Annotated in this window: 23 protein-coding genes and 1 tRNA gene; 8 read left to right on the plus strand and 16 right to left on the minus strand. The window is 65.4% G+C overall.

Annotation, left to right across the window (positions count from 1 at the left end):
* Window positions 1-107: 107 nt before the first annotated feature.
* Genes IP65_RS00005 through rimP form a run of 3 tightly spaced genes read right to left on the minus strand, consistent with a single transcriptional unit; the run spans window position 108 to window position 3,120 of the window.
* Window positions 108-887, minus strand: a complete 780-nt coding sequence (locus IP65_RS00005) for a DUF448 domain-containing protein (RefSeq protein WP_082209197.1) — start codon at window positions 885-887, stop codon at window positions 108-110.
* Complete coding sequence (nusA, locus tag IP65_RS00010) at window positions 868-2,514, minus strand: transcription termination factor NusA (protein ID WP_022677247.1); 1,647 nt, start codon at window positions 2,512-2,514, stop codon at window positions 868-870. The genes IP65_RS00005 and nusA overlap by 20 nt, the downstream gene beginning before the upstream one ends.
* A gap of 3 nt (window positions 2,515-2,517) precedes the next feature.
* On the minus strand, window positions 2,518-3,120 hold the full coding sequence (gene rimP, locus IP65_RS00015) for a ribosome maturation protein RimP (protein ID WP_022677248.1): 603 nt from the start codon (window positions 3,118-3,120) through the stop codon (window positions 2,518-2,520).
* A 525-nt stretch (window positions 3,121-3,645) separates the two neighbouring features.
* Here rimP and IP65_RS00020 point away from each other — a divergent pair.
* Both IP65_RS00020 and IP65_RS00025 read left to right on the plus strand, forming a co-directional pair.
* A complete protein-coding gene (locus IP65_RS00020; protein WP_156306313.1) occupies window positions 3,646-3,786 on the plus strand; it encodes a hypothetical protein in 141 nt (46 codons plus the stop codon).
* Window positions 3,783-4,013, plus strand: a complete 231-nt coding sequence (locus tag IP65_RS00025) for a PspC domain-containing protein (protein ID WP_022677251.1) — start codon at window positions 3,783-3,785, stop codon at window positions 4,011-4,013. The genes IP65_RS00020 and IP65_RS00025 overlap by 4 nt, the downstream gene beginning before the upstream one ends.
* A 42-nt stretch (window positions 4,014-4,055) precedes the next feature.
* On the opposite strand, the gene IP65_RS00030 is transcribed toward IP65_RS00025, so the two are convergent.
* Window positions 4,056-4,859, minus strand: coding sequence for a queuosine precursor transporter (locus tag IP65_RS00030; protein ID WP_022677252.1), 804 nt, complete (start codon window positions 4,857-4,859; stop codon window positions 4,056-4,058).
* Window positions 4,860-4,921: 62 nt separating this feature from the next.
* Here IP65_RS00030 and IP65_RS00035 point away from each other — a divergent pair.
* Window positions 4,922-4,998: transfer RNA gene (locus IP65_RS00035), tRNA-Arg, on the plus strand.
* A 12-nt stretch (window positions 4,999-5,010) separates the two neighbouring features.
* Here IP65_RS00035 and IP65_RS00040 read toward each other — a convergent pair.
* Window positions 5,011-5,727, minus strand: coding sequence for an SDR family NAD(P)-dependent oxidoreductase (locus tag IP65_RS00040; protein WP_022677253.1), 717 nt, complete (start codon window positions 5,725-5,727; stop codon window positions 5,011-5,013).
* 132 nt (window positions 5,728-5,859) lie between these two features.
* On the opposite strand from IP65_RS00040, the gene IP65_RS00045 reads away from it, so the two are divergent.
* On the plus strand, window positions 5,860-6,771 hold the full coding sequence (locus tag IP65_RS00045) for a LysR family transcriptional regulator (RefSeq protein WP_054130829.1): 912 nt from the start codon (window positions 5,860-5,862) through the stop codon (window positions 6,769-6,771).
* Here IP65_RS00045 and IP65_RS00050 read toward each other — a convergent pair.
* Complete coding sequence (locus IP65_RS00050; RefSeq protein ID WP_133726896.1) at window positions 6,754-7,518, minus strand: alpha/beta family hydrolase; 765 nt, start codon at window positions 7,516-7,518, stop codon at window positions 6,754-6,756. The genes IP65_RS00045 and IP65_RS00050 overlap by 18 nt on opposite strands.
* A 153-nt stretch (window positions 7,519-7,671) precedes the next feature.
* On the opposite strand from IP65_RS00050, the gene IP65_RS00055 reads away from it, so the two are divergent.
* Both IP65_RS00055 and epsC read left to right on the plus strand, forming a co-directional pair.
* Window positions 7,672-8,529 carry a shikimate 5-dehydrogenase gene (locus IP65_RS00055; protein WP_082349675.1) on the plus strand — a complete coding sequence of 286 codons (858 nt, stop codon included), beginning with the start codon at window positions 7,672-7,674 and terminating at the stop codon, window positions 8,527-8,529.
* Window positions 8,530-8,668: 139 nt separating this feature from the next.
* Window positions 8,669-9,619, plus strand: coding sequence for a serine O-acetyltransferase EpsC (epsC, locus tag IP65_RS00060; RefSeq protein WP_051146401.1), 951 nt, complete (start codon window positions 8,669-8,671; stop codon window positions 9,617-9,619).
* Window positions 9,620-9,753: 134 nt separating this feature from the next.
* On the opposite strand, the gene IP65_RS00065 is transcribed toward epsC, so the two are convergent.
* Genes IP65_RS00065 through purU form a run of 5 tightly spaced genes read right to left on the minus strand, consistent with a single transcriptional unit; the run spans window position 9,754 to window position 14,185 of the window.
* Window positions 9,754-10,686, minus strand: coding sequence for an electron transfer flavoprotein subunit alpha/FixB family protein (locus tag IP65_RS00065; RefSeq protein WP_054130831.1), 933 nt, complete (start codon window positions 10,684-10,686; stop codon window positions 9,754-9,756).
* Window positions 10,686-11,432: an electron transfer flavoprotein subunit beta/FixA family protein gene (locus tag IP65_RS00070; RefSeq protein WP_054130344.1), complete on the minus strand. Its 747-nt coding sequence runs from the start codon at window positions 11,430-11,432 to the stop codon at window positions 10,686-10,688. Before IP65_RS00070 ends, IP65_RS00065 begins: the two co-directional genes overlap by 1 nt.
* A 22-nt stretch (window positions 11,433-11,454) precedes the next feature.
* Entirely contained in the window at window positions 11,455-12,846 is a 1,392-nt protein-coding gene (locus tag IP65_RS00075; protein ID WP_022674613.1) for an L-serine ammonia-lyase, read from the minus strand.
* A complete protein-coding gene (locus tag IP65_RS00080; protein ID WP_022674614.1) occupies window positions 12,843-13,337 on the minus strand; it encodes a prolyl-tRNA synthetase associated domain-containing protein in 495 nt (164 codons plus the stop codon). The genes IP65_RS00075 and IP65_RS00080 overlap by 4 nt, the downstream gene beginning before the upstream one ends.
* Window positions 13,334-14,185: a formyltetrahydrofolate deformylase gene (purU, locus tag IP65_RS00085; RefSeq protein WP_197279205.1), complete on the minus strand. Its 852-nt coding sequence runs from the start codon at window positions 14,183-14,185 to the stop codon at window positions 13,334-13,336. Before purU ends, IP65_RS00080 begins: the two co-directional genes overlap by 4 nt.
* A 175-nt stretch (window positions 14,186-14,360) precedes the next feature.
* On the opposite strand from purU, the gene IP65_RS00090 reads away from it, so the two are divergent.
* Complete coding sequence (locus tag IP65_RS00090) at window positions 14,361-15,311, plus strand: LysR family transcriptional regulator (RefSeq protein WP_022674616.1); 951 nt, start codon at window positions 14,361-14,363, stop codon at window positions 15,309-15,311.
* Between the two features lie 154 nt (window positions 15,312-15,465).
* Window positions 15,466-16,449, plus strand: a complete 984-nt coding sequence (locus IP65_RS00095; RefSeq protein WP_022674617.1) for a PAS domain-containing protein — start codon at window positions 15,466-15,468, stop codon at window positions 16,447-16,449.
* Between the two features lie 18 nt (window positions 16,450-16,467).
* Here IP65_RS00095 and IP65_RS00100 read toward each other — a convergent pair whose 3' ends face one another.
* The 5 genes from IP65_RS00100 to IP65_RS00120 are packed head-to-tail and all read right to left on the minus strand — an operon-like array spanning window position 16,468 to window position 22,655.
* Window positions 16,468-16,998: a sarcosine oxidase subunit gamma gene (locus IP65_RS00100; protein WP_022674618.1), complete on the minus strand. Its 531-nt coding sequence runs from the start codon at window positions 16,996-16,998 to the stop codon at window positions 16,468-16,470.
* The gene (locus tag IP65_RS00105) at window positions 16,991-19,873 is read right to left on the minus strand and encodes a 2Fe-2S iron-sulfur cluster-binding protein (RefSeq protein WP_054130345.1); all 2,883 of its coding nucleotides are present in this window, start codon (window positions 19,871-19,873) and stop codon (window positions 16,991-16,993) included. Before IP65_RS00105 ends, IP65_RS00100 begins: the two co-directional genes overlap by 8 nt.
* Window positions 19,870-20,142 carry a sarcosine oxidase subunit delta gene (locus IP65_RS00110; RefSeq protein WP_022675221.1) on the minus strand — a complete coding sequence of 91 codons (273 nt, stop codon included), beginning with the start codon at window positions 20,140-20,142 and terminating at the stop codon, window positions 19,870-19,872. The genes IP65_RS00105 and IP65_RS00110 overlap by 4 nt, the downstream gene beginning before the upstream one ends.
* A 22-nt stretch (window positions 20,143-20,164) precedes the next feature.
* The gene (locus tag IP65_RS00115; protein ID WP_022675220.1) at window positions 20,165-21,418 is read right to left on the minus strand and encodes a sarcosine oxidase subunit beta family protein; all 1,254 of its coding nucleotides are present in this window, start codon (window positions 21,416-21,418) and stop codon (window positions 20,165-20,167) included.
* A 1-nt stretch (window position 21,419) separates the two neighbouring features.
* Window positions 21,420-22,655, minus strand: coding sequence for an SRPBCC family protein (locus IP65_RS00120; RefSeq protein WP_022675219.1), 1,236 nt, complete (start codon window positions 22,653-22,655; stop codon window positions 21,420-21,422).
* Window positions 22,656-22,660 lie beyond the last annotated feature (5 nt).

Genomic DNA, 22,660 nt, shown 5'->3' on the forward strand with positions numbered 1-22,660 from the left:
GCGACCATGGCTGAAGGTCTGCTTGACCTCTCCGGCCTCCACTGCGGTCTTCAGGCCCAGTGGCCTGCGGCCCAGTGTCGGCTTCTTGTCGCTATCGCTCATCGAACTCATTCGCCCTTCGTATCCAAATCGTCATTCGCCGCATGCGCGGCCGGTGCAGCAGCAGGGGCAGGTTCGCCCGGTGGCATGCCACCAGGTGGACCTTCCGGTGCCGCAGCCCCGATAAAGTGCATCAAGCGGGCCAATGGCCCGTCAATCCGTTCGGCCGCGCCCGCATCGGTGACGCCCAGGTGAACGACGTTGTCGCGGCCCAATGCCACAGACAACGCCGCCCGGTCCAGCGGCAAGATGCGGCCCATCATTCCCGATCCCTCGGCCTCTTCGCCCACGCGCCAGGCCTGGGCCAGCTTGCCCACGCCATCGGCCTTTGCATCGCTGGCATGGGCCAGCAGCACGACCGCGCCGGAACGCGCGGCCTGGGCGATTTTTTCGGTTCCCAGCACCAAGCTACCGGCACGCAACTCAATACCGAGTCGGTCCAGTGTGGCGCGTTTCAGGCCTTGTTCGATCAGATCGGGCAGGTCGGCGGGAATGGTCAGCGGGGCGCCTTTGAATGCGCGTGCCAACGCTCCCTTAAGTTTGCCATTGGCAAGCGCGATTTCAAGGTCTGCGCGAGAAACACCGATCCAGGCGCCGCGCCCAGGGGCACGCGCCAACGGATCGGGCAGAACCAGACCATCGGGCGAAATCGCCAGGCGCACCAAGGCGCCCCGGCCATCGTGGCGGGCGGTGAGGATACATTTCCGCTCCGGCAAAGCCTTGTCAGGCCTTGCCGGGCGGTCTTGCGGCCCTGGGGCGCTTAGCGTGTCATTGTGAGGATTCCGCATCGGCGGCCTCCTCGGTTGCGGGGGCTTCGTCGGCCATCGGTTCGTCGTCGAACCAGTGGGCGCGTGCCGCCATGATGATTTCGTTACCCTGCTCGTCGGTCAGGCCATATTCGCCCAGCACGCCACCCTTGTCTTCGCTGCGCTCCGAACGATCGCGCTCGCGGCGGTCATTGCGGCGGCGCTGGTCGTTGTTGCGCTTCTTGGCGATCAGTTCGTCGGTGGCGAGGTCCGCCAGGTCGTCCAGCGTCTTGATCCCCGCCTTGCCCAGCGTAACGAGCATGGCTTCGTTCAGGTGCGGCAGCTCGGCCAGGGCATCGTCCACGCCCAGGGCGCGGCGTTCTTCACGCTGGCCTTCCTCGCGGCGTTCCAGCGCTTCAAGCGCGCGGTTCTGCAGTTCGGCCGCCAGTTCCTCGTCGAAACCTTCGATTCCGGCGAGTTCGCTGATGTCGATATAGGCCACTTCTTCCAGCTCGCTGAAGCCTTCGGCCACCAGCAGCTGCGACAGGGTTTCATCGACGTCGAGTTCTTCCTCGAAGGTCTTGGACCGTTCGGAGAATTCCTTCTGGCGCTTTTCGCTCGCCTCGGCCTCGGTCATGATGTCGATGGCAGAGCCGGTGAGCGAGGATGCCAGGCGCACGTTCTGGCCACGGCGACCGATCGCCAGGCTCAGCTGGTCGTCGGGCACGACCACTTCGATGCGGCTTTCTTCCTCGTCGATCACCACGCGGCTGACCGTCGCGGGCTGCAGCGCGTTGACCACGAACGTCGCGGTGTCTTCGCTCCAGGGGATGATGTCGATCTTTTCGCCCTGCATTTCCTGGACCACCGCCTGAACGCGGCTGCCCTTCATGCCGACGCAGGCGCCGACCGGGTCGATCGAGCTGTCACGGCTGATCACGCCGATCTTGGCGCGGCTGCCCGGATCGCGGGCTGCGGCCTTGATCTCGATGATGCCGTCATAGATTTCGGGCACTTCCTGGGCGAACAGCTTCTTCATGAAGTCGGGGTGCGCACGGCTCAGGAAGATCTGCGGACCGCGGTTCTGGCGCTCCACCTTGAGGATCAGCGCGCGCACGCGCTCACCCACGCGCGGTACTTCGCGCGGGATCTGCTGGTCGCGGCGGATCACGCCTTCGGCGCGGCCCAGGTTGACGATCACGTGGCCGAATTCGACCGACTTGATCACGCCGGTGATGATTTCGCCCGCGCGGTCCTTGAACTCGTCATACTGGCGATCGCGCTCGGCATCGCGCACCTTCTGGAAGATGACCTGCTTGGCCGACTGCGCATCGATGCGGCCGAGGTCCACCGGCGGCAGCGGATCGACGATGAAGTCACCCACCTTGGCGCCGGCCTGGAGCTTTTCGGCCTGCTTGAGGTCAACCTGCTTGAAGTAGTCTTCGACGTGCTCGACCACTTCGACCACGCGCCACAGGCGCAGATCGCCGGTGCGCGGATCGAGCTTGGCGCGAATGTCGTTCTCGGCGCCATAGCGGTTGCGCGCCGACTTCTGGATCGCTTCTTCCATCGCTTCGATCACGATGGACTTGTCGATCATCTTTTCGGCAGCGACCGCGTTGGCAATCGCCAGCAGCTCGGCACGGTTGGCGGAAATCGCACTGGCCATGGCTTAGTCTTCCTGTTCCTCAAGAAATGCGTCGGTTTGCGCCAAAGCGTCTTCGTCTTCGAAATCTTCCTCGTCCACGCCGGCGGTATCCACCGGGCGCGAGGCGGCAATCAGCCGATCGGTCAGGATCAGCTTGGCATTGGTGACAAGGGCGAACGGTACGGCAAACACCTGGCCGTCATCCTCAATCGAGATCGTGCCGGTATCGGCATCGAAACCCTTGAGATCGCCACGAAAGCGCTTGCGATTGTCGAGCAGCTCGGACAGCTCGATCCGCGCCTCGTGGCCGATCCAGGCGGCAAAGTCCTTGGGGCGGGTCAGCGGGCGGTCGATCCCCGGCGAGCTGACTTCAAGGCGATAGGCCTCTTCGATCAGCATTTCGCCGGCTTCTTCCAGCGCGTCGATCTTGTCGGAGATGCGATGCGAGAGGCCGGCGCAATCCTCGATGACCAGCTGCCCGGTTTCGGGGCGCTCCGCCATGATCTGGAGCGTGTGCTCCTCGTCGCCAACTTCGCTCTTGCCGTACAGGCGCACGCGCACGAGATCGAATCCCATGGCTTTCACCTCGGGCTCCACAATCTCGATGATCCGCGCGATATCCGTCATGCCGTCTCCAATACTCCCGAGCACGCCCTCGGCGCGTCAAACCACTTCAGGCCACACCGTTTCAGCAACGAAGTTTCGCGCCGGCCCCGTCTGGCGCCAGCCCGCTCTTGCCTTCACAATGTCGGGATAAATGTGCAGATAAGGGAGGCGGCGGAAAATTGCAAGAACAAAGCCACGCCACTCAGCCTTTGATCGCAAGGGAGGCGGGAACCGCCGGATTGCTCCGGCAACGCCTGATGCATGGCCCGCCCGGCCTGCATCGGCGCCAGCCTTCCAAAGGGGGAAGAAGGCCGGTCCCCGCCCTGACAAAGCTGCGCGGCATGCGAATCGCGTCAGCCAGGAAATCCATCATCCAAATTATCGGTGAATAATCCCAATCCTTGGCATTCATTCTGCGTTCACGGGCAAGACAGGCGAAGAGAAAGCGCAGAAAACCGCCATTTTCTGAATTTGGCACGCCCCATGCAAAGCAAGGGGCATCGGCCGGATGCGATCATCCGGCGCCACATTCAGGGAGTAATCACCATGCAGACCTTGCTTTCCATCGCCGGCCGCACCTCGGCCGCCGTCGCCGCCCTCGCCCTCTCGCTCGCCCTCATCGGCCAGACCGTGCAGACGCCGGCCGCCACTGCCCAGGGCACCACTTCCGCCGTGGAGATCGCATGATGACCGACCTGCGCTTTGACGACAGCCCCGTCCGCCCCGCCCGCCGCCGTGGCAGCATCTTCCGCCGCGACCGCGCCAACGGCAAGATCTTCGGCGTTTGCGCCGGCATGGCCGACGCGCTCGATCTCGATGTCACGCTGGTGCGCGTGGCCTGGATCGCCGGCACCCTGCTGGGCTTTGGCTCGCTGCTGCTGATCTACCTGGCCATCGCGCTGATCGCCGATTGATGCGGGCCACCGACACCACCACCGGCGCCGACCCGCACCCCTTCACACCGAAGCGGTGCGGGCAAACGGCGAGAAATCGGTGTCGGTGTCATAGACGTCCACACCTTCGCGCCGCTTGAGGAAATTGACCACGGCATAGGTAACGGGCGTGAGCACCACTTCCCACAACACCTTCATCGCCCAGTTGGTGATCATCACATGCACCACATCGGCATTGGTCCAGGTGCCCAGGAACGCCACGGGATAGAAGATCAGGCTGTCGATCGCCTGCCCGGCGATGGTCGAGCCCCAGGTGCGGGTGAACAGATACTTGCCGCCCGTCCACACCTTCATTCGCGCCATCACGAAGGAATTGACGAATTCCCCGGCCCAGAATGCCGTGACCGAGGCCAGCACGATGCGCCAGGTGCTGCCGAACACCGAGACATAGGTGGTCTGGCAAACCGCCCCAGCGGAACTTCTGGCCACGAGCCCGGCAAACTGCGGATCGCCGCTCGATGCGCAGCCCCAGTCGGCCGCCGGCGGCATCGCCACCACCACAAAGCTCATCACCGCCATGAACAGCAGCGCGAAAAAGCCCACCCACACACAGCGCCGCGCGTTGGCATAGCCATAGACCTCGGTGAGCACGTCCCCCAGGATGTAGGAAATCGGGAAGAACAGGATGCCCGCGCCAAAGGTGAAGCCGCCCACGCTCGACAGCTTTGACGCGCCGATCAGGTTCGACAGCAGCAGGATCGCCACGAACGCGGCCATCATGTAGTCGAAAAAGCGGAAATGGCGGCGTGCGCCGAGTTTGCCGCCGATCTTTTCAAGCGGCGCCGATGCGGATGCGGGATCGTTCATGGGGATGAACTGCTATCGCCATTTGCACCAAAGGCAAAGCCGTCTTATGGGCACGGCTGTGCGCGCCCTTAGCTCAGCTGGATAGAGCACCAGCCTTCTAAGCCGGTGGCCGCAGGTTCGAATCCTGCAGGGCGCGCCATTCCAGCGATTCTCACCAGGGAACGGTACGCCCTTCCCGATCGAGATAATGCAGGCCGGGCTTTCCCCGCTGCGCGAGCAGCGTGGTGACGATCTGTGGCACGGTTTCCTCGATGCCGAACGGCGCCTCGGCTCCGCCAAGTCTGGTGCGGATCCAGCCCGGCGCCATAAGCACCTTGGCCCGACCATCATCGGCATGACGCGCCGCATAGCTGCGCATGTACTGGTTCAGCGCAGCCTTCGTGCCCCTGTAGACCTCGTGCCCGCCGTTCACATTGTTGGCGATACTGCCCTGGCCCGAAGACATGACACCGATCAGGCCCGCTGGCGCGACGCAATCCTGCAAGCCTTCCACCACCCGTAGCGGGCTGAGCGCGTTGGTGACCATCACGCGAACGAACTCTTCGGTCGAAACCTCCGCGATGGTTTCGTCCTGGTTGTGGTTGGCCGTGCCCGCGTTGACGAACAGGATGTCGAACTGCTTGCCCATCAGCCGTTCGCGCAATGCCATAATCTGGGCTGGCTGCGTCATGTCGAGCTGCGCGATGTCGACGCGGCTTGGGTGGGCATCAGCCAGATCGTGCAACGCAGTGCGGTCAAGGCCGCGCACCGTTCCGACGACATGCCAGCCCCGCGCGATACATTCTGCCGCCATCGCATGGCCAAGGCCACGCGATGCGCCGACAATGAGAATCGTGCCGGCGGTGTCACTGATGGGCTGGGAGAGCATGGTGATTCCTTTCGGTTTTGCCGCTGAAGACCATCATCTTCCACTTTCAATAGCTGCACCAGACGCACAGGATGCAAACTATTGCTGCATCATGCGCTATCCCACGCTTGCCAGGCCGCCTATCATGTGGCGATGGACACCATTGACCTTAACCTGTTGTCGGCGCTGGACGCGCTTCTGGCGGAAGGCAGCGTGACGGCTGCGGCGCGTCGCTTGAGCCTCAGCCCATCGGCCATGAGCCGCACGCTCGCACGGTTGCGGGCGGCGACCGGCGATCCCCTGCTGGTGCGGGCAGGCCGTGGGCTGGTGCCAACTCCCCGCGCCATCATGCTGCGCGAGCGTGTTCATGCGTTGGTGCGAGATGTTCGCGATGTTCTCACGCCACACGAAGGGCCGCTCGATCTCGCTACGCTCAAGCGGACTTTCATCATCCGCGCCAACGAAGGCTTCATCGCGCTGTTCTCCGCTTCCCTGGTCAAGACCGTGGTCGCCGCCGCGCCGCATGCGCGCCTGCGCTTTGCCCCAAAGCCCATCAAGGAGGCTGGGCCGCTGCGGGACGGAACGATCGACCTTGAAATCGGAGTGCTTGGCGATTTTGCGCCCGAGGTGCGAACACAGCTGCTTTTTCGTGACCGCTTCATCGGCGCGGCAAGAGAGGGGCATCCCCTGTTGTCAGCTGCGGTGACCGCAGATCGCTATGCGGCCGCCAAGCATGTCGTCGTGTCGCGGCGCGGACAATCGACCGGACCCGTCGATGACATGCTGGCAGCGCTCGGGCTGCAGCGCGAGATCGTCGCCGTCGTGCCCGGCTTCCCGGATGCCTTGCGGATTGCCCGCCAGTCCGATCTGGTCGCGCTGGTGCCGCAATCCTGTCTGTCCGACCCATGGTTCTCGGATGGGCTGGTGCGCTTCACGCTGCCGGTTGAAACACCCGACATCGCCGTTGCCGCGCTGTGGCATCCGCGCATGGACGCCGATCCTGCGCATCGCTGGCTGCGCGAGACCGTCATCGCGCAGTGTCGATCTTCAACACGTCTGTCCTGACACGCTCGTGGCGCAATCCAGCCGTGGCGCTTGGGATTCCTTCTGACAGGCCAGATCATGCACGTGATCAATGGCCTCCCAGGCGCGCGCGAACGCGCCATCGTCCAGGCCATGGTATTCGTGGTCGCACTCGAGCGAAACGATCGCGCATGTCGGGCCAAGGAAGCGGCCGAACTGCGCGGGATCGCCGCCATAGGCATCGCCGCGGCCCTGGATCACCACCATCGGCTTGGCCACCGCGCGCAGGTGCCGCGTGCGATAGGCTTCGCGCCGCCGTTCCGGGTGGCGAAACGGATAGCCAAAGCTGGCGATCGCCTGCACGTGGGGGTGCGCGGCAATCCGCGTGGCAGCCACGCCCCCGGCCGAATGGGTCACGACCACGACTCGTGCGTGCGGCAGGCTTTCGATGAACCGCTGCAATTCCCAGCTGGCGATCAGCCACGGCGGCAGCAGTGCCGCCATGAGAAAGTCGAGGCGGTGCGGGCTGGCGCAGGCCAGCGCGGTCTTGACCGCGTACCAGGCGGCCAGGCGCGGCCACGACAGCGCCTGGCCCGTGCTGCGCGCAATGCTTGGCAGGGCCTGTTCCAGGCGGCGGTTGATCCCCTCCGATGCGGCATGGCGCGGGGATTCAAACACGAAAACCGGTTGCCCGCGCTCACCAAACTTGCGGGCAACGCGGGTCAGGATATCGGATCGCTTGGCGGTGTTGCTTCGCCCGGCCAGAACGATCGCAAGCGGTGGCATCATGCGGGAAACCATGGTGGCAGAGGTTGCGGTTTCGCCAGCGCTGGCGGCAACCCCCGCCTCCTGTCAAGCTGCCTCAACAGGCTGGCCTTGCCCCGACAATTCATGCCATGGCTGGGCCGACCGTCAGCCCCTTCCCCCCCCCAAGGAGCCTCAATGCCCAACAAGCCCCCCATCGGCCGCGATACCCGCCTGTGCATGTCGCTGTCGGGCCGCCCCGGCAATGCCGGATCGCGGCTGCACAACTATCTGTACGAGGCACTGGGCCTCGACTTTATCTACAAGTCTTTCTCCACGCGTGATCTGCCGGCGGCCGTTGCCGGCATCCGCGCGCTCGACATTCGCGGCAGCGCGATCTCGATGCCGTTCAAAGAAGCGGTGATCCCGCTGCTCGATACGCTCGAACCGTCCGCGCTCGCGATCGACAGCGTCAACACCATCGTCAACGACGATGGCCACCTTACCGGCTACAACACCGATTACACCGCCTGCCGCCAGTTGATCGAGACCAGCCCCGCCGATCCGGCCAAGCCGTTCATCCTGCGCGGCAGTGGCGGGATGGCCAAGGCCGTGGTCGCGGCGCTGCGCGACGCGGGCTTTACCCAGGGCACGATCGTGGCGCGCAATGCCGAGGCTGGCCCGGCGCTTGCCGAACGCTATGGCTTTGCCTGGGCCAGCGACGTGCCCGCCGCCGGCGCGCCGCTGCTGGTCAACGTGACGCCGCTGGGCATGGAAGGGCCCGATGCCCAGGCGCTGGCCTTCCCGGCCGAAATGATCGCCGCCGCAGACGTGGCGTTCGACGTGGTGGCCCAACCGGCGCAAACGCCGTTCATCCTTGCCGCGCTGGCGGCCGGAAAGCCGGTCGTTTCGGGGGCCGAGGTCATCGTCCTTCAGGCAGTGGAGCAGTTCGTGCTCTATACCGGGGTGCGTCCGTCGGCCGACCTCGTGATCGAGGCCGCACGCTTTGCCCACGGCGACGCCACGGCCGCGCGCCTGGCAGCGACCGGCCTCTAGGCGCCGCGCCGGCATAACGCCGCGCAAACAACTGGCAACATTCCCGCAAGGCCCCCTTTCCGTGGCTGTGGCACATCCTATATGATGCGCCACAGCCACGACGGCCCCTGATCGGCCGCCGGCAAGGCGCAGGAAGGACATGAGGGATATGGGCAAGGCCGAGGTCGAATTTCCCGAGCCGCCGTTTGCCATCGACGATGTTGTCGCACACCTGCGCCGGGTGCGCGAGGGCTGGCGCGATGCACGCAGCAAGCGCGGCGATTACGGCGCGGTCGGCTTCCCCTCGCGCCACGCGCTGGGCCGGATCATCGATGTACTGGCCGCCGCATTGTTCCCGCTGCGCCTGGGCCCGGCCGAAGTGACCGCCGCCAACGAAGACATCTTCGTTGCCGCCAGCCTGCAATCGGCCCTGCCCCTGCTAGCCGCGCAAGTGCGGATGGAATTGCACTACAGCCATCCCCAGGATTGCAACGCCACTGTCGATGCCGAGGTCAACCGCATCGTCACCGCGCTCGCCGCGCGCCTCCCGGAAATCCGCCGCCTGCTCGACAGCGACGTCGAAGCCGCGTTCGACGGCGATCCCGCCGCGCGCTGCGTCGATGAAGTGCTGCTGTGCTATCCGTTCGTCACCGCCGTGCTGCATCACCGCGTGGCGCACGAGCTTTACAAGCTGGGCGCCCCGCTGGTGGCGCGCATCCTGGCTGAAATCGCCCATTCGCGCACCGGCATCGATATTCATCCCGGCGCCACGATTGGTGAGCGTTTCTTCATCGATCACGGCACCGGCGTGGTGATCGGGCAGACCGCGATCATCGGCAAGCGGGTGCGAATCTACCAGGCCGTAACGCTCGGCGCGCGGAGTTTCAGCACCGACGAGGAAGGCCGCCTGGTCAAGGACGAGGCGCGCCATCCGATCATCGAGGATGACGTGACAATCTACGCCGGCGCCACGATCCTGGGCCGCGTCACCATCGGCCGCTGCTCGGTGATCGGCGGCAATGTCTGGCTGACGCGCTCCGTTCCCCCGGGCAGCCGCGTGCGCCAGACGCAGGCGAGCGTGACCGTGGAAGCGGGCGATCCCTGCGATTGATTGTTTACGGGCTTGGGGCCCGAAACATGCCCTCCCCTAACCCCTCCCGCCAGCGGGAGGGGGACTTTCAGTAGTGCCCCTTAGACTCCCCTCCCGCGTGCGGGAGGGGCTGGGGGAGGGCATGTTTTATTCCCTCAAAGCTTGCCCACCAGCTCCGGCACGGCGGTAAACAGGTCGGCCACCAGGCCCACGTCGGCCACCTGGAAGATCGGCGCGTCTTCGTCCTTGTTGATGGCGATGATGGTCTTTGAGTCCTTCATGCCGGCAAGGTGCTGGATCGCCCCGGAAATGCCCACCGCGACATAGACCTGCGGCGCCACGATCTTGCCGGTCTGGCCGACCTGGTAATCGTTGGGCACATAGCCGGCGTCCACCGCCGCGCGGCTCGCGCCAATCGCGGCGCCCAGCTTGTCGGCCAGCGGGGTGATCGTCGCGGCAAAGGTTTCCGCGTCCTTCAGGGCGCGGCCGCCCGAGACGATGATCTTGGCGCTGGTCAGTTCGGGACGCTCGCTCTTGGCGATTTCCGCGCCGACGAAGCTGGAGAGGCCAGCATCGCCTGCGCCGCTCACTGCGTCCACGCTGGCGCTGCCGCCGCTCGCCTCGGCCTTGGCGAAGGCCGTCGCGCGCACCGTCACCACCAGCTTGGCATCGCTCGATTCGACCGTGGCGATGGCATTGCCGGCATAGATCGGTCGGGTGAAAGTCTTGGGCCCTTCGACCGAGAGAATGTCGGATACCTGCGCCACGTCGAGCAGCGCAGCCACGCGCGGCGCAACGTTCTTGCCGGTGGTGGTGGCCGGCGCCACGAACGCGTCGTGATCGGCCATCAGCCCGGCCACCAGCGGCGCGACGTTTTCCGCCAGCGCATGGGCATAGGCCGCGTCATCGGCCTTGAGCACGGCGGCCACGCCGGCGATCTGCGCAGCGGCCTGGGCCACGCCATCGATGCCTTCGCCCGCGACCAGCGCGACCACGTCGCCAAGCTGGCCCGCTGCCGTCACCGCGCTCAGCGTCGCGTCCTTGATGGCCGCGCCGTCATGCTCGACCCAGAGAAGAACCTTACCCATCACGCGACTCCCAGTTCCTTGAGCTTGGCCACCAGCGCATCGACATCGGCCACCTTGACGCCGGCCGCGCGCACCGGCGGCTCGGCCACTTTCAGCGTCTTGAGGCGCGGCGCCACATCGACACCCAGATCCGCCGGGGTCTTGGTGGCGAGCGGCTTGGACTTGGCCTTCATGATGTTGGGCAGCGAGGCATAGCGCGGCTCGTTGAGGCGCAGGTCGGTGGTCACCACCGCCGGCAGCGCCAGCTTGACCGTTTCCAGGCCACCATCGATCTCGCGCTTGACGATCAGATGATCGCCTTCGACGCTGACTTCATTGGCAAAGGTGCCCTGCGGCCGGCCGAGCAGCGCGGCGACCATCTGGCCAACCTGGTTCGAATCGTCGTCGATCGCCTGCTTGCCGGTGATGATCAGGCCTGGCTGTTCCTCGCCGGCAATCGCCGTCACGATCTTGGCCACCGCCAAGGGCTCGACCTCGTCGTCGCTCTGCACCAGGATCGCGCGGTCCGCGCCCATCGCCAGCGCCGTGCGCAGCGTATCGCTCGCCTTTGCCGGCCCCACCGACACCGCCACGATCTCGCTCACCACGCCCTTTTCCTTCAGGCGAATGGCTTCCTCGACCGCGATCTCGTCGAACGGGTTCATGCTCATCTTCACGTTCGCCAGCTCGACACCCGTGCCATCCGCCTTCACCCGCGGCTTCACGTTGTAGTCGATCACCCGCTTCACGCAGACCAGGGCTTTCATCGATACATCTCCTCGAACTCGCTCAGCATTCCACCACGTTGACCGCCACGACGTTCACCGCCAGGCCGCCTTGCGAGGTTTCCTTGTACTTGTCACGCATGTCTGCGCCGGTTTGGCGCATGGTTTCGATCACCTTGTCAAGACTCACCATGTGCTGGCCATCGCCCAGCATGGCGAGGCGCGAGGCGTCGATCGCCTTGACCGCGCCCATGGCGTTGCGCTCGATGCACGGGATCTGCACCAGACCGCCCACCGGATCGCAGGTCAGGCCAAGATTGTGCTCCATGCCGATTTCGGCGGCGTTTTCGATCTGGGCGTTGTTGCCACCCAGCGCCGCCGTGAGGCCCGCCGCCGCCATCGAACAGGCCACGCCCACTTCGCCCTGGCAGCCCACTTCGGCACCGGAAATGGACGCGTTGCGCTTGTAGAGCGCGCCGATCGCCGCCGCCGTCAGCAGGAACGTGCGCCGCCCGGCGCGATCGCCGCGATAGCAGCGCTCGTAATAGCGTAGAACTGCCGGAATGATCCCGGCCGCGCCATTGGTGGGCGCGGTCACCACGCGGCCACCAGCGGCGTTTTCCTCATTCACCGCCATGGCCCACAGGTTGATCCAGTCGAGCACGGCCAGCGGCTCTGACAGCGACATCTGCTGACGATGCTGCAATTCCTGCGCCAGCGCGGCGGCGCGGCGGCGCACTTTCAGTCCACCAGGCAGGATACCGCCCTGCGCGCAGCCGCGATCGATGCAGGCGGCCATGGTATCGGCCAGCAGATCGAGCCCGGCGTCCACGTCCGACGGGCTGCGCCACGCCAGTTCGTTGGCCAGCATGATCTGGGCAAAGCTGAGGCCGGTGGCCTCGCCAATCTCGATCAGCTGCGCGGCGGAGGCAAAGGGATAGGGCAATTCCGGCACATCGAGCGCGGGCGCGTTGCGGATCACCTCGTCCTCGTCGAGCACGAAGCCGCCGCCCACCGAATAGAACAGCCGCCGCGTCAGCATCTCGCCAGCGTCGTCCCACGCTGCCAGGGCCATGGCATTGCTGTGATAGGGCTGCCGCTCGCGCTGGAGAAAGCGCATGTCCTGCGCCGGGGCAAACGCAACCTCGTGCTGCCCGAGCAGCGCGACGCGGCCCGATTGCTCCACCGCGGCAACGATGCCGGCCACCGCATCAGGATCGACCGTCGCCGGAACTTCGCCAGCCAGGCCCAGGATAATCGCCACGTCGGTGGCGTGGCCCTTGCCGGTCAACGCCAAAGACCCATAGAGATCGACCGATACCCGCGCCGTTCGCGCCAGCAGGCCCGCGGCCTCCAGCGCCTCGGTAAAGCGGCGCGCGGCCACCATCGGCCCGACGGTGTGGGAACTCGATGGCCCGATGCCGATCTTGAACAGGTCAAACGTGCTGACGGTCATGGCCGCTCCGGAATGCCAGACACGATCGCGGAGTGATTCCACCCTTCCAGGGCGCGCAACAAATCGCCACCGGAAAGACCGATCGTTGCTGTGTTGCGCAAGGGATGAACGTGAACCCGTTCTGCGTCAACCAGATCCGCGTCGATCACCACGCGAACCGCGCCATCGGCATCGTTGATCACCGCGAGCGGCGTCACCGCGCCGGGCGTCACGCCCAACAGACGCTCCATGTCTTCCGGCTTGCCAAAGCTGAACTTCTTGGCGCCGACCGCGCCAGCCAGCCCCTTGAGGTCCACCCGCTTGGCATGGTCGACCGTTACCAGCCAGAAACTGCCATCGGCGTTCTTGAGGAACAGGTTCTTGGTATGCGCCCCAGGCAGCGCGGCGTGGATCGCTTCGCTTTCCTCCACGGTGAACACTGCCTCGTGTTCCAGGCTGGACCATGCCACGCCCAGCGCGGCCAGATCGGCATAGAGCCGCGCCTCGCTCACTTGAATACCACGGTGCGGTGGCCATTGAGCATCACGCGGTGCTCGCAATGGGCCTTGACCGCGCGGGTCAGCACGCGGCTTTCGGTTTCCTGGCCCTGGGCGATCAGGTCATCGACGGTATCGGCATGGTCCACCATCGAGACATCCTGTGCGATGATCGGCCCTTCATCCAGATCGGGCGTAACGTAGTGGGCGGTGGCGCCCACCATCTTCACCCCGCGCTCATAGGCACGGTGATAGGGCATCGCGCCCTTGAACGCCGGCAGCGAGGAATGGTGGATGTTGATCACGCGGCCTTCCAGGGCGCGGCAGGTGGTGTCGGACAGCACCTGCATATACCGCGCCAGGATCACCAGATCGACGTTCTGCTGCGCGATCATGTCCAGCAGCTTTGCCTCCTGATCCACCTTGTTTTCCGGCGTGATCGGCAAGTGGTGGAAGGGGATGCCCTCGTGCTCCACCCGGCGCTGCCAGGTGGTATGGTTGGAAACCACGCTGGTCACTTCCATCGGCAGATAGCGCGTGGCGGTTCGATAGAGCAGGTCATTGAGGCAGTGGCCGCCCTTTGACACCATGACCAGCGCACGTACCTTGACCGACAGGTCGAACACCTTCCAATCGATGCCATAGGCACTGCCGACCGAAAGGAACGCGGCGTTGAAGCGGTCCACCGTCATACCTTCGGGCGCGGTGAAGGCCACGCGCATGAAGAAGCGGCCGGTGACGGCATCATCGAACTGCGCGCTTTCAACGATGTTGCAATCCTGCGCCGAGATCGACGTGGCGATCGCGGCCACCAGGCCTTTGCGATCCACACACGAAACAAGCAGGACGAAATCGGGTTTCAAAAGCGCCACGTCAGCTCCCTTTCGCTGGTTGCCTGCATCTGTAGGACGGCTTGCCCGCAACAGGAACGGGGCAGCGCAGACAATAAGCAGATATAATCTGGTAGTTCAGGCATCATGATGGCACAAGAGTGCAGCACGGGGGCGCGAGAGGGCGCGCACCCAAAGGATCATGCCCATGCGCCTGCCCGCCGAATTCGATCTGCACGGCTTGGAAGTGTTTGTCCTGACGGTGGAACTGGGCGGGATGACCGCCTGCGCCCAACAGTTGCGGATCACCCAGTCGGCAGTGTCGCAAACCATCACCCGGCTGGAACAGGGCATCGGCGCGCCACTGTTCGATCGCTCGCTGCGGCCACTGGGCCTGACGCCATCGGGCCGCGCCCTGCACGAGCGCGCGCGCAAGCTGCTGGCCAGCGCGCGCACTGCCTATGACGAGGTGCGCGAAGGCGCGCAGCAGCCGATTGACCAGTTGACCGTGGGCATGAGCGAGAGCCTCGCCAACCTGCTCACCGCGCCGCTGCTGCGCCGGCACGGCATGCGCGTGGGATCATGGCGGGTGCGATCGGGCATTTCGCTGCGCCAGCAGCAGGAATTCCTCGCGCGGCGCTGCGACATGCTGGTGACCGGCAGCAACACCCTGGAAAAACACCCGGGCATCGAACACCACGACGTGATCGATGATCCCTTCGTGATGATCTTTCCGGCCGACCATAGCGGCAGCATCGATCCGGCCGACGTGGCCGAACGCATGCCGTTCGTGCGCTATTCGCTCGATACCGGCATGGGCCAGCGCATCGAAAGCCAGCTGACCCGCATGAAGCTGCGCCTGCCCAATGTGATCGAGGTGGAGATCATCCACCAGCAATTGACCACGGTGGGCATGGGCATCGGCTGGAGCATAACCTCGCTGCTGTGCCTCGCGGCCCTGCCCCAGCTGATGCCGCAGCTGCGCGTCGAACCCCTGCCGCGCGGCCGCTTTGCCCGCCGCATCCAGGTGGTAGCACGCATGGGCGAGTTGGGCGACCTGCCCGGCCAGACGGCCGCCCTGGCGCGCGAGACCCTGCTGGATCAGGTGCTGCCGCCACTGATGACCAATCTGCCCTGGGCCGGGCCACTGCTGGGGTGATGCCGCCGGCAGCGGAATCGCCGCAAGCCCGAAAAGTGCGCTTTTCCGCCAATTTTTGCTGGAACTTTTACATTAACTAACGATTATGGTGCTGTCGCGAAGGTGCGCGTGGGGCACGCCTGACCGGGTGTTTTGGGGAACTCCGGCAGTAAACATGACTAACAACGAACTTTCACGGCAGGTTGCCGGCATCTCGCAACTCTCGCTGGCAGCTGCGCTCGACCAGAGTGTGGATTGCGTCAAGGTGATCGGGCTGGATGGCACGGTGGCTTACGTCAATCCGAACGGTTTGTGCGCGATGGAGATCGATGCGCCGTCCGACGTGCTGGGCAAGCAATGGGAAACGCTATGGCCCGAAGCGGGCCGGCCGCATATCGCCAGCGGCTTTGCCACGGCCCAGGCCGGCGGTGTATCGCGGTTTCGTGCCCATTGCCCCACGGCCAAGGGCAACAGCCGCTGGTGGGACGTGAGTGTTTCGGCGCTGCGCGACGATACCGGCAAGCTGATCAGCTATCTGGCCGTGTCGCGCGACGTGACTGATGCCGAACTCTCCCGCCAGGTGCTGGAAACCGCCACGCGCGAGTTGCACCATCGGCTCCGCAACACCTATACGATGATTTCCAGCCTGATCCGCGGCTTTGCCCGTGGCGACGCGCACAACGATGCCTTTGCCGGGCAGATGGCCGAACGCCTGATCGCGATGGGCCGCGCCCAGGCCCTGTTCACCAGCCTGGAAGTGCCGTGCAGCCTGGTCGAACTGATCGATGCGCTGGTCCTGCCCTTTGGCAGTGCGTTCTGCCCGGTGGCGACCGACCAAGTGCGCGACATGCCGATTGCGCGCGCCCTGGCTGACACGATCGCCCTGGTCGTGGGTGAACTCGCGGTCAATTCCTCGAAGCATGGCGCGATCGCGCATGGCGGCGCGATCACGCTGTCGAGCGAGGATCAGGACGGCGACATCGTGATCACCTGGCACGAGATTTCGAACCGCCCCGTGCAGGCAACCTCGCGCGATGGCGGCCAGGGGCTGAACCTCATCAACCGCATCGTGCGGCTGCGCGAGGGCGCGATCGATCTGGATTGGCAGCCCGATGGCCTGACCGCGCGCCTGCGCTTCAAGGGCGGTGCGGCGGCCTAATTTTCAGGCCAATTCTGCTTAGCCGCGTTCCGCCGCCTTGAGTGCGTGCCACAGCCACGGGGCAAAGCTGCGCCACACGAACACGCGGAACACGGTTGCGCTTTCGCGCCACACGATCACTTCCACCGTTTCGAAAACGGTGCGCGTGGCGCGGCCCACGGCAAACCGGTCGAGATCAAGCGGACATCCCGATGACAGGACGGTGGCCGACCCTGCCCCCTCCACCCGGATAACCACGCCGCGCGCGGAAATGTCCACCACGCTCACCGGTTGCCCGGCGCCATCGGGCAGCGCGGTGCCGGCAGGCAGATCGGCCAGCCATTCGTCTGGCCCGAGGCAGGCGATGCCATCCAGCGTCTCGCCAATGCGCGCCGGTACAGCGCGGCCGATCACGCCTGAAAGCGCCTGCGCCGTGCGGGCGCGCAGCGACCAGCGGCTGGCCGGCGCTTCCAGCGTCAGCGCCACGCCCGAGGCGGTAACTGCCTGGGCCTCCAGCGCCAGATCGGTGCCGGCCACGGCCAGGGCGGGGATCGCAAGGACATCAGACATCGAGGCGGCTCCCTTGCGGATCATAGAACACGGTGCTGGCGCTCACCCGCGCGCGGATCGTGCGGCCCGGCATCGGCACATGGATCACCTGGCCATCGCGCGCGCGGCCGTCGGCAATCACCGCCATGGCGATGGAGCGGCCCAGCGTGGCGCTGTGATAGGACGAGGTGACGTGGCCGAGCATGGTCATCGGCACCGGCTGATCGGGATCGGCGACGATCTGCGCGCCTTCTTCCAGCACTTCCTGCGGGTCTTCGGTCAGCAGGCCGACCAGTTGCTTGCGCCCCGGCGCGCTCATGTCGGGCCGGGCGAGCGAGCGCTTGCCGACGAAATCGGGCTTCTTGGTGCCTACTGCCCAGGCCATGCCGGCGTCATCCGGGGTTAGCGTGCCGTCGGTATCCTGCCCGACGATGACATAGCCCTTTTCGGCGCGGAGCACGTGCATCGTCTCGGTGCCATAGGGGGTGATGCCGTGGGCCTGGCCAGAGGCGTGGATCGCCTCCCACACCATGCGCCCATGCTCGGCCGGCACATTGACTTCATAGCCAAGCTCGCCGGTAAAGCTCACGCGGAACAGGCGCGTCGGCACGCCGCAGATACTGCCCTCGCGAATGGCCATATGCGGAAAGGCGCCGGGCGCCAGATCGATGCCTTCGACCAGCGGCGCGATCACGGTGCGGGCGAGCGGGCCCTGCACCGCGATCACCGCCCAATGCTCGGTCGTGCTGGTCAGCCAGACGTCGAGATCGCTCCATTCGGTCTGGAGATAGTCTTCCATCATCGCCAGCACGCGCGCCGCGCCGCCGGTGGTGGTGGTCAGGTGGAAACGATCGGGCGCCAGGCGTGCCGAAACGCCATCGTCGGTGATGAAGCCATCCTCGCGCAGCAGCAGCCCATAGCGGCAGCGGCCGGGTGCCAGCGCCTTCCACGGGTTGGTATACATGCGGTTGAGGAACTCGGCGGCATCGGGCCCGACCACCTCGATCTTGCCCAGGGTCGATGCATCGAACATGCCCACCTGCTGGCGCACCGCCACGCACTCGCGCGCGACGGCGGCGTGCATGTCTTCTCCGCCTTGGGGGAAATAGCGCGCACGGCGCCATTGCGCCACGTTCTCGAACACGGCCCCGCGCGCATCGGCCCAACCATCGATCACCGTCTTGCGGATCGGCTGGAACAGCGCATCCTTGTGATGCCCCATCAGCGCGCCGAACGTCTGCGGCGTATAGGGCGGGCGGAACGTGGTGAGGCCGATATCGGTCACCGGCTTGGACAGGCTGCCCGAGGCAATCTGCAAGCCGTTGAGGTTGCTGGTCTTGCCCTGGTCGGTGGCCATGCCGTTGGTAGTATAGCGCTTGATATGCTCGATCGAGCGCATGCCCTCGCGCACCGCCAGATCGATATCGCGCGCCTTCACGTCGTTCTGGAAATCGACGAAAGCCTTGGTCTGCCAGATCGGCTTGGGGCCAGGCAGCGTGCCCAGCGCCAAGCCCGCACCCATATCCCAAGCGCCTGCCCCGGCACCCACGGCGCGGCAGTTTTCCTGCGCCACGTCGGGCAGATAGGCGCCCCAGGCATCGTCCCAGCGCAAGCTGCCCTTGGCGTGGCTCCACAAATGCACGGTCGGCGTCCAGCCACCGGCCATCAGCAGCGCATCGACCGCCAGTTGCTGGCCCTGCCCGGTGCCACCGGCGGCAAAGGTAATGCCGCTAACCCCATGGCGGCCCGCTACCTGCGTGACGGCATGGCCAAGATGCACGGCAATCCCCGCGCCGCGCACGGCAGCAACCAGATCGGCCGCCACTTCGCCCCGCAAGTCGATCACCGCCACCACGTTGACGCCAGCCGCCTTGAGCGCCAGCGCATCGCGCCAGCCGCTGTCGTGCACCGCCATCACGGCCACGGCGCGGCCCACCGCCACGCCGTAGCGCACCGCCAGCGTGCGCCCGGCGCTCGACAGCATCACCCCCGGCACGTCGTTGCCATCGAACACCAGCGGGCGCTCGATCGCACCCTGGGCCAGGATGACCTCGCCGGCGCGGATGCGCCACAGCCGCTCGCGCGCGCCGCTCGCCTGCGCCGGGGCCAGATGATCGGTCAGCTGCTCGACCGCGCCCACGAAGTTCTGGTGGTAATAGCCGAACGCGGTGGTGCGGGTCAGCACCGTCACGTTGCCGAGCCGGCGCAGCGCCATGGCCTTGTCGGCCACTTCGCCCCACAGCGCCTGGTCCGACAGGGCACCGCCGCCCAGTTCGTCCTGCTCGTCGATCAGGATCACCCGGCCGCCGTCGGCCGCCGCCGCCAGCGCGGCATCGATCCCGGCCAGGCCGCCGCCCACCACCAACACTTCGCAATGGGCATAAGTGGCGTCGTAATGATCGGGATCGCGCTCCGTCGGGCTGGCGCCCAGCCCGGCCATGCGCCGGATCGCCGGCTCATAGAGCTTTTCCCAGGCCGAACGCGGCCACATGAATGTCTTGTTGTAGAAACCGGCCGGAAAGAACGCACCAAGGCGATCGTTGACCGCGCCCAGGTCGAACTTGAGCGAGGGATAGCGGTTCTGGCTTTGCGCGGTAAGGCCCTGATACAGCGGCACCGATGGCGCGCGCAGATTGGGCGTGCGCCGGCCCCAACCCGGCCCGGCCCCACCGCGGTCCACTGTCACCAAGGCATTGGGCTCTTCCGTCCCCATGCCCAGAATGCCGCGCGGGCGGTGATACTTGAACGAGCGGCCGAACAGCATCTGCCCCGATGCCACCAGCGCCGAAGCCAGGCTGTCGCCGGCAAAGCCGCGATGGGCGCGCCCGTCAAAGGTGAAATCCAGCGGCGCGGCGCGGTTGACGCGGCCGCCGGCAGGAAGACGATAGCCGCTCATTTACGCGGTTCCCCGGCCTTGTAGGTCTGTTCGAAACGATCGCTCACGGTATCGCGCACGGCATTGAAGAAACGCCCGCAACCGTGGGTATGCCGCCAGCGTTCATGGTGCCACCCGCGCGGGTTGCGGCGGATGTAGAGATAGTGCTCCCATTCCTCGTCGCTCAGCGTTGCGGGATCGAGCGGGCGTGCGATATGCGCCTCGCCACCATAGACGAATTCCACCTCGGGGCGGTCTTCTTCGCAATAGGGGCAATGAATCAACAGCATGGCTTGGTTCCCTGCGCCTTGCTCAGTGGGCCACGGCGGCTGCGGCCGCCTCGTCGATCATCCGCCCGTTGCGGAACCGATCGAGCGTGAACGGCGCGTTGATCGCGTGCGGGGCATCGTGGGCGATGGTGTGCGCCAACAGATCCGCCGCGCCCGGCGTCGCCTTGAACCCGCCGGTGCCCCAGCCACAGTTGACATAGAGGCCCTGAACCGGAGTCTTGCCCAGGATCGGCGAGCGATCGGGCGTCACGTCGACGATCCCGCCCCAGGTGCGCAGCATGCGCATGCGGGTAAAGATCGGGAAGATTTCGCAGATCGCCGCCAGAGTATGCTCGATAATGTGGAACGCGCCGCGCTGCGAATACGAGGTATATTGGTCGGTCCCCGCGCCGATCACCAGTTCGCCCTTGTCGGACTGGCTGATATAGGCATGCACCGTGTTGGACATGACCACGCAGGGGAAGATCGGCTTGACCGGCTCTGACACCAGGGCCTGCAGCGGATAGCTTTCCAGCGGGAATTGCAGGCCGGCCATGTTCATGACGACCGAGGTATTGCCGGCCGCCGATACGCCGATCTTCTTCGCGCCGATGAAGCCGCGCTCGGTCTCCACCCCCAGCACCGCGCCATCGGGCCCGCGCCGGATGCCGGTGACGGCGCAGTTCTGGATGATATCGACGCCGAGCGCCGTCGCTTTGCGGGCATAGCCCCAGGCAACGCTATCGTGCCGCGCGGTGCCGCCGCGCCGCTGCAACGCCCCGCCCAGCACCGGGTGGCGCGCATTGGGCGAGATATCGAGCGGCGGGCAATAGGCCTGGCATTCTTCCGGGCTCAACCATTCGTTGTCCACGCCGTTCAGGCGGTTGGCATGGATGTGGCGCTTGAAGCTCTGGATGTCGTGCACGTTGTGCGCGAGCATCAGCACGCCGCGCTTCGAATACATCACGTTGTAGTTGAGCTCCTGGCTCAACCCGTCCCACAGCTTGACCGCATGGTCATAGAGGTGGGCGCTTTCATCGTAGAGGTAGTTCGAGCGGATGATCGTGGTGTTGCGCCCGGTGTTGCCACCGCCCAGCCAGCCTTTTTCGATCACCGCAACATTGGTGATCCCATACTTGGCCGCCAGGTAATAGGCCGCGCCCAGGCCATGCCCGCCCGCGCCCACGATGATCACGTCATAGGCCGCCTTGGGTGCCTTGTCGGGCCATTGTTCCGGCCACGACTGGTGCCCCGAAAAAGCCTGCGCGATGAGATTGAGCCCGGAAAAGCGCATCATCTTATGGCTGTCCTGCCGCTTCCAGCGCGGCCTTGGCGCGCTCGACGTAGAAGGTCTTGAAGGCATCGACGAGGTTTTCCTCGAGCGCGTAGGGCCCGGGGCGATAGCCATCGGTGACGATGCCGGCGTGGTTCATTTCCGCCAGGTGGCGGTCCTGGCGGTTGGTCGCCTTCCACACGTGGGTCAGGTTCTCCACGGTGTAGTCTTCGCCTTCCACCGCATCTTCGTGCACCAGCCACGAGGTGCGCAGGATCGAACGATCCGGCCCCTGCGGCATCACGCTGAACGTCACCACGTGATCGCAGCAGAAGTGGTGCCAGGAATTGGGCTGGGTCCATACCGAAACGCTGGTCGGTTCGGCGTGCTCAACCGGCCAGATCAGCTTCCTGGAAGCCGGCTGCCCGTCCATGGTCTGCGACAGCGCCCCGTGCGCCAGGCTGAGGCGACCCACGCGATGCCAGCCGCCATCGGGAAATTCGACCAGGTCGCGCCACACGCCCATGGCTTTCCAGCGCTCCACCTGGGCAGTGATATCGTCTTCATCAGCCGCGTCGCCGTCTTCCGGGTTGCCCCGGCCAAAGCCCGATCCACTCAGCGAATTGAGCAGTTCGGGGTGGTTGGCCTCGCAGTGATAGCACTCGCGGTTGTTTTCCATGACTAGCTTCCAGTTGGCCGTGTCATGCAGGTCTTCGACCGCGGCCACCTTGAGCTTGTCCATGTTGTAGATGCCGATGGCGGCCGCGATGTCCTGCTTGGCCGGTTCGATCGGCGGCGGATTGTCCGCCAGGCAGATGAACAGCAGGCCGCCGCAGTTTTCCAGCGCCACCTGGCGCAGGTTGTGTGCGCCCTTGTCAAAATCGTCGGGCATGCCGCGCGCGGCGATCAGCTTGCCATCCAGGCCGAATGTCCAGAAGTGATAAGGGCACATGATGCGCGGCATCGTACCGGCCTGAACCTGGCAAATGCGCGATCCGCGATGGGTGCAGGTGTTATAGAACGCGCGCACCTCGCCATCGCGGCCGCGCACGATGAACACCGAGTTGTTGGCCATTTCAAAGACGTAGAAATCGCCAGGGTTCTTCACGTGGGCCACGGTACAGGCATAGAGCCACACCGACTTGAGCATCACCTCGGTATCGAAGCGAAAGGCTTCCTCGCTGGTGTAAAGCGCCTGCGGCAAGGTGTAGCCGGGGCGATCCTGGTTCAGCAGTTCGGCAATCGAAGCGAAATTGCGCATGGGAA

It is taken from the genome of Novosphingobium sp. AAP1 (assembly GCF_001295765.1).
GTDB lineage: Bacteria > Pseudomonadota > Alphaproteobacteria > Sphingomonadales > Sphingomonadaceae > Novosphingobium > Novosphingobium capsulatum.